Genomic DNA, 13,970 nt, shown 5'->3' on the forward strand with positions numbered 1-13,970 from the left:
GGCAACAATCCGAACACCAGCCAGGGCTGCCGGCCGGTCTCGGTGAAGATCCAGCCGAAGCAGTTCGCCACCAGCGGCAGCAGCGGCAGCGGGATCGCCAGCCAGACCAGCCACCGCTTCGGTGCGCGCCCCTTCCGTGTTGCCCAGAGCAACCACACGGCGATCGCGGCGGACGCCATCCCGACCCCGATCATCAGCCGGAAGGTCCAGTAGGTCAGCGGGATGTTCGGCTTGTACGACCCCGGTCCGTACAGCTGCTCGTACGCCTGCTGCAGCGAGTTGATCCCCTTCACCTCGCCATCGAAGTGCCCGGTCGCGAGGAACGACAGCAGGTACGGCACCTTGATCGAGAAGATCTCCTTCGACCCGTCCAGCGTGCCGATGGTGAAGGCCGAGAACGACGCCGGCTTCTCCGTCTCGTACAGCGCCTCGGCCGCGGCCATCTTCATCGGCTGCACCTCGGTCATCACCTTGCCCTGCTGATCTCCGCTCAGCGCGACTCCGGCCCCCGCCGCGATCACGATGACCGCGCCGAGCTTGAGCGCCGTCCGGAAGACATCCCGATCGACGTCGGGCCGACGTACCAGATGCCACAGAGCCACCCCGGCGACGAACGCGCCGCCGACCATGAACGCGGCGAAGATCGTGTGTGGGTAGGTGACCAGCACGACCTTGTTGGTCAGCACTGCCCACAGGTCCGTCAGTTCCGCCCGGCCACGTTCGGCGTTGTAGCGGAAGCCGACCGGGTTCTGCATCCAGGAGTTCGCCGCCAGGATGAAGTACGCCGACAGTTGGGTGCCGAGCACCACCATCCAGATGCAGGCCAGGTGCACGCGGCGAGGAAGCCGGTCCCAGCCGAACATCCACAATCCGATGAAGGTCGACTCGAGGAAGAACGCGAGCAGCCCTTCCAGCGCGAGCGGCGCCCCGAACACGTCCCCGACGAAGCGGGAGTAGTCGCTCCAGTTCATCCCGAACTGGAACTCCTGCACGATGCCGGTGACCACGCCCATCGCGATGTTGATCAGGAACAGCTTCCCGTAGAACTTGGTCAGCCGCAGGTACTTCTCCTTGCCGGTCCGGTACCACGCGGTCTGCAGGCCGGCCGTGATCGCGACCAGCGAGATCGTCACCGGGACGAAGAAGAAGTGGTACACGGTGGTGATCGCGAACTGCCAGCGGGCCAGATCCAGGGTGTCCACGTCAGGTCCCCTCGGTTATCTACGACGTTACGTAGTAGATGCTAGCGCGGATCTACTACGACGTGTAGTTATACTGGTCACGTGGCGAGTGAGGAGAAGGCACCGCGCCCCCTGGGCGACCTGGAGCGGCTGGTGATGGAGCAGCTCTGGGCGGCGCCTGGCGCGCTGACCGTGCGCGAGGTGCACGAGCAGCTGTCCCTCACCCGGGAGCTCGCCTACACGACCGTGATGACCGTTCTGGACCGGCTGGCCAAGAAGCGGCTGACCGAGCGGGAGCGGGACGGGAAGGCCTGGCGCTACCGGGCCGCGTCACCGCGGGAAGAGCTCGCCGCCGACCTGATGCGCGACGCCCTCGACCGGGCCGGCGACCGCCGCGAGGCTCTGGTCCGCTTCGTCGGCCAGGTCAGCGACGAGGAGGCTGCGCTGCTCCGCGAGGCGCTCGCGCGACTGGAGGAGCGGGAGGGGTGATCACACCGGTCCTGCTCGCCGCACTCGCCCTGGTGCTGACCGGACCGGCGCCGGCGCTGCTGGCGCGCTCTGGCTGGCCCTACCGGATACCCCGGGCCGCCGTGGCGTTGTGGCAGTCCATAGCGCTGGCGGCAGTCCTGGCTGCGCTAGGAGCCGGTATCGCCCTCTCGTACTCCGCAGCCGGCGAGCCGGGGCATCCCCGCTTCGACCCGTCGTCGCCTCGGGACCTGCTGGCCGGCGCGATCCTTGCTCTGACGGCACTGGTGGGAGTCAAGCTCCTCTGGGCGGCCGGACGAGTAGCAGTCGGCACTAGAGCCCGTCGTAAGCGGCACCGCGACCTGGTCGACGTACTGGCGACACCGGACGGCCTCATCCCTGGGCTGCGGGTGCTGGCCGAGGAGACGCCGCTCGCCTATTGCCTGCCCGCGCTCCGCGGGTCCCGCGTGGTTGTTTCGGTTGGAGCGCTCGACAGGCTCGACGACAGCGAACTCCGCGCCGTACTCGCGCATGAGCAGGCGCATCTCCGGGCACGCCACGACCTGGTGCTCGAGGCCTTCACTGCGCTGCACACGGCGTTCCCCCGCTGGGTCCGTAGTGACGTGGCGCTCGAGCAGGCGCGGACGCTGGTGGAGCTCCTGGCGGACGACGACGCCCGCCGCCGCAACGGCCCGCGCCCACTGGCTCGCGCCCTGGTAGCCCTGGCGGGAGCGCCCGCACCAGAAGCGGCCATGGCGGCATCCAAGTCGGCCACCGTCCTACGCGTCCAGCGCCTGGCCGACCCAGAGCCCCGCTACCCCTGGCTCTCAGCAGCCACCTATGCCGCCGCAGCCGCCCTGCTGGTCGTGCCGACGATCACCGTCGCCGCCCCGATAGTCGCGGCAATCGTCAATGCGGTCAGCTAGCCGGCTGGTAGCGCAGCAGCACGCCGCCCTTTGCCCATGGCCGAGCCTCGATTAGCTCGAGGTTGACCGGCGAGCCGCTACTGGGGAACGCACTCTTCCCCGCGCCCAGCAGCACCGGGCAGACCCGCAGCTGCACCTCGTCGACCAGGCCGGCGAGCAGCAGCGAGTGGAACAGCGTGATGCTGCCCCACAGGATGATGTCCTTACCGGGCTCGGCCTTCAGCTCCCGCACCTGGTCGATGTCGCGGACCACCAGCCCAGGCTCGTACGGTCCCCACGGTGCGCTGTCGAGGGTCCTCGACACGACCACCACGCGGAGTGCGTTGAGCTTCGGCGCGATCGCCTCCTCGGCCGACGCCTCCGTCGGCCAGAAAGCAACGAACAACCGGTAGGTCTCGGCCCCGAGCAGCATCGTGTCGACGTTCTCGAGCAACTCGAGGTTGTCGGCATCCGCGTGCTCGGCGATCGTGTCGAAGAACTCCAGCCCACCATCCGGCCCGGCGGCGTACCCGTCCAGCGTTACGTATTCCTGGAAGACCAACCGTCTCATCCAGGCACCGTACTACCCGAAATGCTTACCTTCCCCCCGAGCGACAGCCAGCAGCACCAGCCCGGACAGGACCAGCAGAACCACCATGGTGATGACGAACGTCAGCACTTCTCTCCCCGTATCCCCACAAACAACCTCACTGAAAGTGTTACGCGTTCAGTCTCGCAGAAGTTCCGCGAACGCTTTGACCACTTCGTCGGTCTGCCACTCCAAAGTGGCCGGAGTCACCACCAGCTCCACCCACGACCAGCCTGGTACGTCGGCCTGCTGCCACGGCGGCGAGATCGCCTCCCGCGTGGTCTCCATCCGCCGTACTGCCACCGGCTCGATCACGTCGGCGGCGCGCGGCGCGAATACCCGGAAGGAGTTGGCGTGCGGCGGCTCGGGAAACACCCGGAAGCCCTCGCTCTGCAAGGCAACCGCGAGCTCCACCGCCCGCTCGTGTAGCTCCCCCATCACCGGCAGCACAGTGCGCAGGCTCTCGCGCGCGGACACGGCGTACGGCAGCAGCGTAAAGAGGTTGCCACCAAGCCGGCGTTGCCAGCGACGAGCCTCCGCGATCACGTCCTCCGGCCCAGCGAGCGCTGCACCGCTCAGCCCGCCAAGGCCCTTGTAGAACGAGACATAGACAGTCGAAGCCAGTGCGGCCACCTCAGCCAGGCTGTGCTCCAGGTACGGCGTGCTCTCCCATAGCCGGGCGCCGTCCAGATGCAGTGGTACGCCGCGGTCCGCACAGGACTCAGCGAACACCACCAGCTCGTCCCACGTGGGCAGGACGAACCCGGCGTCGCGCAGCGGCAGCTCCAACGCCACAGCCGCCAGCTTCCCCGGTATGGCGGCCAGCTCGTCCGGTCGCGGCTGCCGCGGCTCCGAAGTCAACCGCTCGATCCGGAGCCGGTGCACCTCCTCCAGTGCGTTCAACTCATGCACCAACAGGTGCGACAGACCATGTACGGCGACCCGGGTGGTCCCCGCGCGGTCGGCGTACACCCGGAGCACGCTCTGCTGCGCCATGATCCCGCTCGGCATGAACACGGCGGCCGGTTTGCCCAGCAGGTCGGCTACTTCCTGCTCCAGCTGGGCAACGTCACCACCGTTGCCGTAGACATCCGCCTCGTCCTCAGAGCTGATCGCTGCCAGCTGCTGCAGTCTGTCTGCCGCAGGTAGCCGGCAAGCGGAGAGCCAGCGGGTGCAGTTCTCGGAGGCTGCCTTACGGCGGGCGCGGAGGTCCTCAGAAGCTGTCGACACGGAAGCGGTAGGCACGCCTCCATCCTCTCCTGAGCCGCAACCGGCTTTCAGAGGGCGGTGGTGACCACGTGCTTGCCCTGAACCGTCCTGATCTCCACAGACCGCACCTGGTCGAGTGGCACCAGTACACCGCCGCCGAAGTAGCTGCCGTCGCGGGCCGCCTTCTCCGACACCACCCAGCTGCCTGCACCCCAGGTCTTGCCCGACTTGTCGGTCACGAGCATCTCGCACTCCGCACCGGCCGTCAGGCCGGTCAGGTGCACCTGGATCCAGCTCCACCCGGCACGTGGCTCGACAGTGGTATCCATCGTCGTACCAGTGACAGCGTCCGTCGTACTGACCTGCCTAGAACCGGCAGGCGGCTCCGCGACCTGGTCCACGGTCTGGCGCCCGATCAGCACGCCGCCGCCGAGCGCACCGGCGATCAGCACGAGAGCAGCCGCGATCCACAGCCAGCGTGAGCGCTGCTTCTTCTGAGGCTCCGGAGCCGTACGGACCTGACGAAGGGTGCGCTGGAGCAGGAGGTCACCATCGGCCGGTGGACCGTCCAGGAACGCCTCGGGCGGCACCTCACCGAGGAACTCCTTCATTTCCTCCAGCTCAGCCAGCTCCGCACGGCACTCCGGGCAGGTGGCAAGGTGCTCGTCCATCTCACGGACCTCGTCCGGCTCCAGCGCGCCGAGGGCATAGGCACCGAGCTGCGAGCGGTCGTGCTCACTCATCGGGCCACCTCCGGTTCAGTCCCTGCCATCACCGCGCGCAGAGCTCGGAGGGCGTAATACGATCTCGATTTCACGGTACCGGGCGGGACGCCCAGCTCCTTGGCGGCCTCGTTCACCGACCGGCCGCGGTAGTACAGCTCCACCAGCACCTCACGGTGTTCCGGCGACACCTTGTCCAGCGCCGCCAGCACCACCATCGTGTTCACCACGGCCTCGGAGTGGTCGCTCTCGACCGGCGGCCGGTCCTCCACGTCCGCCACCTCGGCCGGCCGGACCGCCCGCGCCCTGGCCCGGTCGGTGACGATGTTCCGCGTCACCGTCAGCAGCCAGCCGCGGACAGACCCTTTCCCCTCGGTCAGGTCGTCCGCATGCTTCCAGGCCCTGACCAGAGTCTCCTGTACGACGTCCTCGGCCGCAGCCCGGTCGCCGGTCAGCCGGGTGGCATACGCCAGCAGGCTGCGGCCGTGTTCGGCGTACAGGGAACGGATGAGGGCCTCGGCGGCATCCGGACCGCGGTAGTCACCCACCGTCCGTACGATACCCGGGACCGCCGTGGCCCACAGGCGCTCAGTAACCGCTATTGCCATTGCCGGACGGTTGAGTGGTGATCTTCTTGCCGTCCGCGCCGACTACCCACCAGACTCCGCCGACCGCCTGACCCTTGGCCTCGCCGGCCTTGGTGTCGCTGGCGAACAGGTACAGCGGCAGGCCGCCGAGCGCCAACTGCTTGCTGCCGTCGCTGCGGGTCACTGTGCTCACCAGGGACGCGTCCACGCCGTCCAGCTGCGGAGTGCCCTCGCCGGCCGCTACCGCCGGCCACTTGGCCAGACAGTCGCCTTCGCAGTTCGACTTGCCGGACGTGTCCTTGTCGAACACGTACACGGTCTTGCCGTTGCCATCGACAACGACCTTGCCCAGGCCGCTGATCTCCGCGGTGGCGAGCTTGGCGGCGCCACCGGCCTGGCTCGCACTGGAGCTGCTGGACGACGAACCGCCGCCGTACCCGTCGTCGCCGCCGCAAGCTGTCAACGTGGCCAGACCGAGCACGGCCGACCCGACCACCGCAATAAGGGCCTTCATGGTGTCTCCTCGGGGTTGTTCACACCCCGCACACGAGCAAAACCCCGGATCGGTTCAGCTATCGTCGGCCCCATGAGCGAGCAGATCCCGGCCGCGGTCCAGCGCGCACTGACCGCGATCGACGAGCAGGACAACGACGCCTTCGTCGCCGCGTTCGCCGCGGACGGCTACGTCGACGACTGGGGCCGCCAGTTCCGCGGCCACGACCGCATCCGCTCCTGGAGCGAAAACGAACTCATCGGCAAACAAGCCACCTTCACCGACACCGAAGTCTCCACCCCCGGCAACCCGCTCACGATCGTCACCCAAGTAGGCGGCGCCGGCTACAACGGCCCCTCCCACTTCACCTTCGACATCGAGAACGACCAGATCACCTCGATGACGATCACGGCCTGATCAAACCGCCCGGACAGTCAGCACGTCGTCGAGTCCCTTGAAATCAGCAGCATTGCGTGTGTAGAGCGGAATTCCTCGGCTCGACGCGATCGCCGCAATCATCAGGTCCATCCTGCGTGGCCGTGGGTCGCGGCCGGCCGAGATCACGAGGGCGACCAGCGTGCCGTACCGAGCAGCCGCATCCCCGTCGAACGGCAGCGGCTCGAAGTCGGTGACGGCAGCGCCGAGGACCTCGGTCCTGGCAGCTCTGGTGGCAGCGTCCTTCGCCATGGCAACACCCTGATGCAACTCCGCGAGGGTCACGGCGGTGAGCTCGGGATACTCCGGAAGCGCTTCGGCGTCGATGACACCGAGATCGATGTACGCACAGGTGTCCAATACACCTGAGGCGCTTGGCTCAGCCACCAGTGCGCTCCCACGGATCGTCGTCGCCGACCCTGTCCTCGGAGCCGAAGAACTCGTCTGCCTCCTGCCGCATACGAGCGGCATCTACGCGCGGCAGCCGGCGATGCCGCTCCACCAGCTCCTGCGCACTCATACGTCGCCGCCGGTGCAGTGGCCGCAGCTCGGCGACCTCGGTGCCGTTCCGGGTGATGTGGTAGGTCTCCCCCGCCTCGACGGCATCCATCACCGCGGCAGAGTGATTCCGGAACTCTCGCTGAGTGATGATCTTCATGACTCCAGCGTAGCGCCATGAGACACAGCTCGCTACAGCGTCGTCTAGACGGGCTCGGGTTCGCGGATTCGTTGGGAGATTACGGAGGAGACGCCGTCGCCGCGCATGGTGACGCCGTAGAGGGCGTCGGCTACCTCCATGGTGCGTTTCTGGTGGGTGATGACCAGGAGCTGGCTGTTCTCGCGGAGTTCCTCGTAGATCTCCAGCAGGCGGCCGAGGTTCGTGTCGTCCAGCGCCGCCTCGACCTCGTCGAGGATGTAGAACGGCGACGGGCGCGCCTTGAACAGGGCGACCAGGAAGGCGACCGCTACCAGTGACCGCTCGCCACCGGACAGCAGCGACAGCCGCTTGACCTTCTTGCCCGGTGGGCGCGCCTCGACATCGATGCCGGTGGCAAGCATGTCGTCCGGGTCGGTCAGCACCAGCCGGCCCTCACCGCCGGGGAACAGCCGGCTGAACACGTGCTCGAAGGCGACCTCGACATCGCGGTAGGCCTCGGTGAAGACCTGCTCGACCCGCTCGTCGACCTCCTTCACGATGTCCATCAGGTCGCGCCGGGACTTCTTCAGGTCGTCCAGCTGCTCGGACAGGAACCGGTGCCGCTCCTCCATGGCGTCGAACTCTTCCAGCGCGAGCGGGTTGATCCGCCCTAGCTGGTTCAGCGCGCGCTCGGCCTGCTTGAGCCGCTTCTCGACCTTGGTCCGGTTGAACGGCTCGCCTTCCAGCTCCAGCGTGTCGTCGTCGCCGTCCTTCGGCAGCGGCGGCACCAGCTGGTCCGGTCCGTACTCGCGGACCAGTACCTCGACCTCCATGCCGACATCGCCGAGCGCCTTCTCGTACAACGCCTCCAGCCGCATCTTCTGCTCGGCCCGGGCCAGCTGGTCGCGGTGCACGGTGTTCGTCAGCTGCTCCAGCTCGGAGCTCAGGTTGCGCGTCGCCGACCGGGCCTGCGCCAGCGCCTGCTCACGGTCCGCACGTTGCGCCTGGATCGCCGCCCGCTCGGCAGCAGCCTGCTGCAGCGACGACTCCAGCCGCGCCAGCACGTGGCCAGCCGCCAGGTGCACAGCCTGCGCCGCCTCGGCCTGCCGGGCCCGCCGTGCGGCCCGTGCGATCGCCCGAGCCCGCGCCTCGCGCTCCTGTCGCGCCGCACGCTCCAGCGAGTCTGCGCGGCCGGACAGCGCCCGCGCCCGCTCCTCGGTGGTCCGCAGCGCCAGCCGCGCCTCCATCTCGGCCGCGCGACCCGCCTTGGCGGCCTCCGCCAGCCGGTCCCGCTCCGAGGTGTCCGGCTCGTCGCCGTCGTCATCGAAGGCCTCGGCGTCGGTGAGCCGCTCCTCCAGCTCAGCCAGGCCGGACAGGTTCCGGTCGCGCTCTTCCTCGGCCGCCGCGATGGCCTCAGCCATCCGCTGCGCCTCACCGCGGGACGCCTTGGCCAGCGACCCAAAGTGCGCCAGCTGCTCAGCCACCGCTGCCATCGCCGCGTCCGACTCGTGCAGCCGGGCGAGCGTGATCTCGACGGACTCCTTCTGCCGGGCCCGCTCGTCCTCCATCGCCGCCAGCTCGAACCGCAGCCGCTCGCTCCGAGCCGTAGCCTCGGTCAGCTTCTCCGCAGCCTCGTCGACCGCGGACTGCACCTCGATCAGGCTCGGCGCCGCGTCCGAACCGCCGTACGCGAAGTGAGCTCCCAGTACGTCGCCAGCGCGCGTAGCGCACGTGACGTCGGGCAGGTGGCTCACCAGCGACTGCGCGGCCGGTACGTCGTCCACTACGGCAACCTTGCGCAGCAGTCGCCGCAAGGCGGGCCGCAGGCTCTCCGGGCAGTCCACGACATCAACGGCGTACGACGCTCCATACGGCAGCTGCGGCCACGTCGAGTAGTCGTCGGCCGGAGCGTCACCGAGGAGCAGACCGGCACGACCCAGGTCGTGCTGCTTCAGGTGCCCGACCGCCTGCAGCGCTGCGTCGGTGTGTGTCACCGCGACGGCGTCAGCGGCCTCTCCGAGCGCAGCCGCGATAGCCGTCTCGTATCCGGAACGCACGCTCAGCAGCGCGGCCACCGAGCCCATCAGGCCGTTGACCTGCTCGGAGGCGGCCAGCAGGGCGCCGGCGCCGTCCTTGCGGTTCAGGCCGAGCTCCAGGGCTTCCTTCCGGGCGGCCAGACCGGTGCGCTCACGCTCAGCGTCCCGCTCTTCGGCGCGGAGCTTGGCCAGGCGCTCGTCCAGCTCGTCGAGGACCGCCTGAGCGGCCTCGTACTGGTCGTCCAGGCCCTTCTCACCGGCGTCGAGGCCGGCGACCTGGGTCTCCAGCGCGGTGAAGTCGTGCTGCGCCTTGGCAGCGCGGGCCTCGGCCTCGCGCATGTTGGTCGCGAGCCGGCCGATCTCGGACTCGGCGGCGGCCGCGCGGCTCTTCAGCGCGTTCACCTGGCCGGTCAGCCGGGCCAGGCCCTCGCGGCGGTCGGCGGCGGCCCGGATCAGTGCCGCGATCCGGCGCTCCTCCTCGGCTTCCTGCGACTCCAGCTGCTGCCGGCGCTCAACCGCGTCCGCGAGCAGCTCGGAGTGGGCCTCGACCTCGGCCTCGATCTGCGCCTCGGTCTCCCGGATCCGGGCAGCCTCGAGCTCGAGCTCCTCCGGATCCCGGCCGGCCCGTGGTTCGTCGGCCTCGTCGTTGAGCGAGCGGATCCGGTCGGCCGCGATTCGCGCCGTACCCTTGATCTTCTCGCCGAAGCCGGACAGCTGGTACCAGGTGTCCTGCGCGGCCTGCAGCGCCGGCGCGTCCTCGCGCAGCGCATCCTCCAGCTCGGCCTCGAGCTCCCGGGCCTCGCGCAGCTTCGCCTCGGTCTCGGCACGTCGCTGGGTCAGCGCCGCCTCGTCCTTGAGCTCGGCCTCCAGCGCGGACTGTGCCTGGACGATGTCGTCGGCGAGCAGGCGGGCCCGGCCGTCGCGGACCTCGGCCTGGATCGTCACCGCACGGCGCGCCACCTCCGCCTGGCGCCCGAGCGGCTTGAGCTGGCGGCGGATCTCGGTGATCAGGTCGCCGAGCCGGTGCAGGTTGCCCTCGGTGGCCTCCAGCTTCCGGATCGCCTTTTCCTTGCGCTTGCGGTGCTTCAGGACACCGGCCGCCTCCTCGACGAACCCGCGCCGGCCTTCCGGCGTGGCGCGCAGGATCGAGTCGAGCTGGCCCTGGCCGACGATGACGTGCATCTCGCGGCCGATACCGGAGTCGCTGAGCAGTTCCTGGACGTCGAGCAGCCGGCAGTTCTGGCCGTTGATCTGGTAGTCCGAGCCGCCGTTGCGGAACATGGTCCGCGAGATCGTCACCTCGGCGTACTCGATCGGCAGCGCGCCGTCGGTGTTGTCGATGGTCAGCACCACCTCGGCGCGGCCCAGCGGGGCGCGGCCGGAAGTGCCGGCGAAGATGACGTCCTCCATCTTGCCGCCGCGCAGCGACTTGGCGCCCTGCTCACCCATCACCCAGGCGAGGGCGTCGACGACATTGGACTTGCCGGAGCCGTTCGGGCCGACGATGCAGGTGATGCCCGGTTCGAAGTTCATCGTCGTGGCCGACGCGAACGACTTGAAGCCTCGGAGCGTCATGCTCTTCAGGTACAAGGCGAAGCTCTCCAACCCGTGAAAGGACAGACGATACCTGAGGAACCGTCGTAACTGCTCGTGACGCTGCCGCTACCCGGGGGAAGTAGTTCCGCTTCGGAGTCTACCTAGAGACTCAATCGAACCGGTGGAGGCCAGCCGTCAGAAGGGCCGGCAAGAGGGCAACAACTGGACATGCAGTGCTTGTTTTACCAAAAAAGGCGGCGGAGGCCCGGACGGGGGCCACCGCCGTGGGTCGTGCGGACGGTAGAGATGAAACTCTTTTGTCGCGGCTCGGGTCCTCAGACCGAAGCGGGAGCGCGCAGAGCCTCGTCAACTGTGAGCAGCCGGCCCTCGTGGACCTGTGCGACGAGGTGGTCGTTCTCTGCCTGCAGGCGCATCACGTGCGCCTCCAGATCGGCGACACGCCGGTTGAGCAGTCGAACCTGCTCGAGCATGCGCGGGTCAGTGCCTCCAAGGTGCCCTAGAAGAGCCTTGGCCATTGTGCTGTCCTCCGGAAGGGTTCTGGCCTCTGTGCGCCCCTGGTCCGCGGAGCGCCGAATGAAAGGTGTGCCGTCTTTCAGGGTGACACCGGCGGGCCCGGCGGTCAACCTGGGCCCCAGTTATTAACGATACCTCGCTCACCAGCGGACATGGCGAGGGACCGGCTGACATTTCGGACACCGATACGACGAACGGTTCATGAACGGCTCGCGACGGATCGGCCGGCCGTCGCGCGGACACGGGCTTCCCTCTTGCCCGTAGACGTTCAAGCCGCGTTCGAAGTAGCCGGATTCCCCGTTCACGTTGACGTACAGGGCGTCGAAGCTGGTCCCGCCGACGTCCAGCGCGGCGGCCATCACCTCATGGGCGTGCAGCAGGATCTCCCTTATCTGCAAGGGTTTCAGCGTCTCGGTCGCCCGCGCGTAGTGCAGCCTGGCCCGCCACAGTGCTTCGTCGGCGTAGATATTGCCGACCCCGCTGATCAGCGACTGGTCCAGCAACGCCCGTTTCAGCCCGGTCTTGCGTCGCCGTACGGCGGCCACGAACAGCTCCGGGTCGAACAGGGGATCGAACGGGTCCCGGGCGATGTGAGCGATCTCCGCGGGCAGCTCCGCGCCGCCCTCGGAGTAGGACAGACCGCCGAACATCCGCTGGTCCACAAACCGGACCTCTCCGCCGTCGTCGGCGAACCGGAACCGCACCCGCAGGTGCGGCTCGTCCGGCGCCCCGACCGGCTGGACCCGGAACTGCCCGCTCATGCCGAGATGCGTCAGTACGGCGTCACCCGACTCCAACGGCAGCCACAGGTACTTCCCGCGCCGGGCTGGTTCGGCGAACACCTGACCCTTGAGCCGCGCCACGAAATCGTCCGGCCCGGCGGCATGGCGCCGTACCGGACGGGGATGCAGCACTTCGACGGCGTCGATCGTCCGCCCGGTGGTGAATTCCGCCAGACCGCGGCGTACGACCTCTACCTCGGGAAGCTCGGGCACCTCAGGACTGCGAGGGGTCCGTGCTGTCCGGGTGGGCGGCGCGCAACGCCTTCCAGGCGGTCTCAGCGGCCTGCTGCTCGGCTTCCTTCTTGCTCCGGCCGATCCCATGCCCGTAGGTGTCGGAGCCGATCCGGACCCGCGCCTCGAAGGTCTTGGCGTGGTCCGGGCCGGACTCGGCGATCACGTACTCCGGGACGCCGACGCCGAGCTGGGCGACGAGCTCCTGCAGCGAGGTCTTCCAGTCCAGGCCGGCACCGAGCCGGGCCGAGGACTCCATCAGCTCGTCGAAGAGCTTGTGCACCACCTGGCCGGCGGTCTCGAACCCGCGGTCCAGGTAGACGGCACCGATCAACGCCTCGACGCAGTCGGCCAGGATGGACGACTTGTCCCGCCCGCCGGTCGCCTCCTCGCCGCGGCCGAGCCGCAGGTACTTGCCCAGCTTGAGCTCGCGGGCGACGCCGGCCAGCGCTCGCATGTTGACCACGGCGGCGCGCAGCTTGGCCAGCCGGCCCTCGGACAGGTCCGGATGGTTGCGGAACAGCGACTCCGTGACGATGACGCCGAGGACGGAGTCCCCCAGGAACTCCAGTCGCTCGTTCGTCGGCAACCCGCCGTTCTCGTACGCGTACGAGCGGTGGGTGAAGGCGTGCTCCAGTAAGTCGTCAGCCAGCGATACGCCGAGCCGCTGGTTCAGCTCGGCGTAGAGCCCCGTTTCGTTGACCGAATTCACTGGGTGAGGTGTCGCTTAGCTCTCGACGACCTGGCGACGCTCGCCCTTGGCGCCGTACTGGCCGCAGGTCGGGCAGACGGTGTGCTGCAGGTGCTTCGCGCGGCAGGCGGGGTTCACGCAGGTGACCAGCGACGGGGCAGTGGTCTTCCACTGGGCCCGGCGGCTGCGGGTGTTGCTGCGCGACATCTTCCGCTTCGGAACGGCCACGGTTATGACTCCTCGGTTCGGCCGGGGGCTGGTGGACCCGGCCGGCTTGGCTGACGTGTGGTTCGGTTTTCAGTTGTCCTGCTGGTCGTTCTGGAGCAAGCCGCCGAGGGCGGCCCAGCGGGGATCGGTCGGATCCTCGTGCTTGTGGCCGGGCTCGTCCGCCAGGCGCACCCCACAGTCGGGGCACAGACCCGGACAGTCGTCCGAACACAAGGGCTGGAACGGCAGCGCGAGCACCACCTGGTCCCTCAGCACCGGCTCGAGGTCGATCAGATCGCCCTCCATCCGGCTGGCCTCGTCCGGTTCGGCTTCGCTTTCCGGGTAGACGTACAGCTCCTGGACGTCAGCGAGGAACTCGTCCTCGATATCGACCAGGCACCGCGCGCACTCCCCGACCAGTCGGCCGCTGGCCGTCCCGGTGACGAGAACCCCTTCGACGACCGACTCCAGCCGTAGATCGAACTGGATCGGGTCGCCCTCGGGGACGCCGATCACGTCGATTCCGAGATCCTCCGGAGCCGGTGCCGTGAAGGTGACTTCGCGCTGGGACCCGGCGCGGCGTGTCAGCTCGTGCGTGTCGATCACGAGTGGGGACCGCGGGTCCAAGACGCTCAGGACATTCCTCTCAGGCGTGGGCAGGCAAGATCTCGGTCTCGTCGAGACCGAGGCTCAACATTACCAACTCCGCGGCCAGTCGCCCAATTCGGGG

At 68.5% G+C, this 13,970-nt stretch carries 17 protein-coding genes; 3 read left to right on the forward strand and 14 right to left on the reverse strand.

Going from position 1 to position 13,970, the window contains the following annotated elements:
* Positions 1 to 1,202, reverse strand: a 1,202-nt coding sequence (locus EV646_RS26440; RefSeq protein WP_132153199.1) for a cytochrome ubiquinol oxidase subunit I, incomplete at its 3' end; no start/stop codon positions are given.
* A gap of 81 nt (positions 1,203 to 1,283) precedes the next feature.
* Here EV646_RS26440 and EV646_RS26445 point away from each other — a divergent pair.
* Both EV646_RS26445 and EV646_RS26450 read left to right on the forward strand, forming a co-directional pair.
* A complete protein-coding gene (locus tag EV646_RS26445) occupies positions 1,284 to 1,670 on the forward strand; it encodes a BlaI/MecI/CopY family transcriptional regulator (protein WP_132153201.1) in 387 nt (128 codons plus the stop codon).
* A complete protein-coding gene (locus EV646_RS26450) occupies positions 1,667 to 2,572 on the forward strand; it encodes a M56 family metallopeptidase (protein ID WP_132153203.1) in 906 nt (301 codons plus the stop codon). Before EV646_RS26445 ends, EV646_RS26450 begins: the two co-directional genes overlap by 4 nt.
* Here EV646_RS26450 and EV646_RS26455 read toward each other — a convergent pair.
* The 5 genes from EV646_RS26455 to EV646_RS26475 all read right to left on the reverse strand — a co-directional run bounded on the left by EV646_RS26455 (position 2,565) and on the right by EV646_RS26475 (position 6,172).
* The gene (locus tag EV646_RS26455) at positions 2,565 to 3,122 is read right to left on the reverse strand and encodes a dihydrofolate reductase family protein (protein ID WP_132153205.1); all 558 of its coding nucleotides are present in this window, start codon (positions 3,120 to 3,122) and stop codon (positions 2,565 to 2,567) included. The genes EV646_RS26450 and EV646_RS26455 overlap by 8 nt on opposite strands.
* Positions 3,123 to 3,278: 156 nt before the next feature.
* Positions 3,279 to 4,385 carry a threonine aldolase family protein gene (locus EV646_RS26460; RefSeq protein ID WP_132153207.1) on the reverse strand — a complete coding sequence of 369 codons (1,107 nt, stop codon included), beginning with the start codon at positions 4,383 to 4,385 and terminating at the stop codon, positions 3,279 to 3,281.
* A 32-nt stretch (positions 4,386 to 4,417) separates the two neighbouring features.
* Positions 4,418 to 5,092, reverse strand: coding sequence for an anti-sigma factor family protein (locus EV646_RS26465; protein WP_132153209.1), 675 nt, complete (start codon positions 5,090 to 5,092; stop codon positions 4,418 to 4,420).
* Positions 5,089 to 5,619 carry a sigma-70 family RNA polymerase sigma factor gene (locus EV646_RS26470; protein ID WP_132153211.1) on the reverse strand — a complete coding sequence of 177 codons (531 nt, stop codon included), beginning with the start codon at positions 5,617 to 5,619 and terminating at the stop codon, positions 5,089 to 5,091. The genes EV646_RS26465 and EV646_RS26470 overlap by 4 nt, the downstream gene beginning before the upstream one ends.
* A gap of 40 nt (positions 5,620 to 5,659) precedes the next feature.
* On the reverse strand, positions 5,660 to 6,172 hold the full coding sequence (locus EV646_RS26475; RefSeq protein WP_132153213.1) for a COG4315 family predicted lipoprotein: 513 nt from the start codon (positions 6,170 to 6,172) through the stop codon (positions 5,660 to 5,662).
* A 72-nt stretch (positions 6,173 to 6,244) separates the two neighbouring features.
* Here EV646_RS26475 and EV646_RS26480 point away from each other — a divergent pair, with 72 nt between their 5' ends.
* Positions 6,245 to 6,568 carry a nuclear transport factor 2 family protein gene (locus tag EV646_RS26480; protein WP_132153215.1) on the forward strand — a complete coding sequence of 108 codons (324 nt, stop codon included), beginning with the start codon at positions 6,245 to 6,247 and terminating at the stop codon, positions 6,566 to 6,568.
* On the opposite strand, the gene EV646_RS26485 is transcribed toward EV646_RS26480, so the two are convergent.
* The 8 genes from EV646_RS26485 to EV646_RS26520 form a co-directional block, all read right to left on the reverse strand.
* Positions 6,569 to 6,973 (reverse strand): type II toxin-antitoxin system VapC family toxin, encoded by a 405-nt coding sequence (locus EV646_RS26485; RefSeq protein ID WP_132153217.1) that lies wholly within the window; start codon positions 6,971 to 6,973, stop codon positions 6,569 to 6,571.
* Positions 6,966 to 7,244, reverse strand: a complete 279-nt coding sequence (locus EV646_RS26490; protein ID WP_132153219.1) for a type II toxin-antitoxin system Phd/YefM family antitoxin — start codon at positions 7,242 to 7,244, stop codon at positions 6,966 to 6,968. The genes EV646_RS26485 and EV646_RS26490 overlap by 8 nt, the downstream gene beginning before the upstream one ends.
* A 44-nt stretch (positions 7,245 to 7,288) precedes the next feature.
* Positions 7,289 to 10,849 (reverse strand): chromosome segregation protein SMC, encoded by a 3,561-nt coding sequence (gene smc, locus EV646_RS26495; RefSeq protein ID WP_199237238.1) that lies wholly within the window; start codon positions 10,847 to 10,849, stop codon positions 7,289 to 7,291.
* Positions 10,850 to 11,130: 281 nt separating this feature from the next.
* Positions 11,131 to 11,286 carry a hypothetical protein gene (locus EV646_RS26500; RefSeq protein WP_233712037.1) on the reverse strand — a complete coding sequence of 52 codons (156 nt, stop codon included), beginning with the start codon at positions 11,284 to 11,286 and terminating at the stop codon, positions 11,131 to 11,133.
* 183 nt (positions 11,287 to 11,469) lie between these two features.
* Entirely contained in the window at positions 11,470 to 12,324 is an 855-nt protein-coding gene (gene mutM, locus EV646_RS26505) for a bifunctional DNA-formamidopyrimidine glycosylase/DNA-(apurinic or apyrimidinic site) lyase (RefSeq protein WP_132153222.1), read from the reverse strand.
* 1 nt (position 12,325) lies between these two features.
* A complete protein-coding gene (rnc, locus tag EV646_RS26510; RefSeq protein ID WP_132153224.1) occupies positions 12,326 to 13,054 on the reverse strand; it encodes a ribonuclease III in 729 nt (242 codons plus the stop codon).
* Between the two features lie 15 nt (positions 13,055 to 13,069).
* Positions 13,070 to 13,261, reverse strand: coding sequence for a 50S ribosomal protein L32 (rpmF, locus tag EV646_RS26515; protein WP_077012766.1), 192 nt, complete (start codon positions 13,259 to 13,261; stop codon positions 13,070 to 13,072).
* 69 nt (positions 13,262 to 13,330) lie between these two features.
* A complete protein-coding gene (locus tag EV646_RS26520; RefSeq protein WP_199237213.1) occupies positions 13,331 to 13,846 on the reverse strand; it encodes a YceD family protein in 516 nt (171 codons plus the stop codon).
* Positions 13,847 to 13,970 lie beyond the last annotated feature (124 nt).

It is taken from the genome of Kribbella antiqua, assembly GCF_004345665.1.
GTDB lineage: Bacteria > Actinomycetota > Actinomycetes > Propionibacteriales > Kribbellaceae > Kribbella > Kribbella antiqua.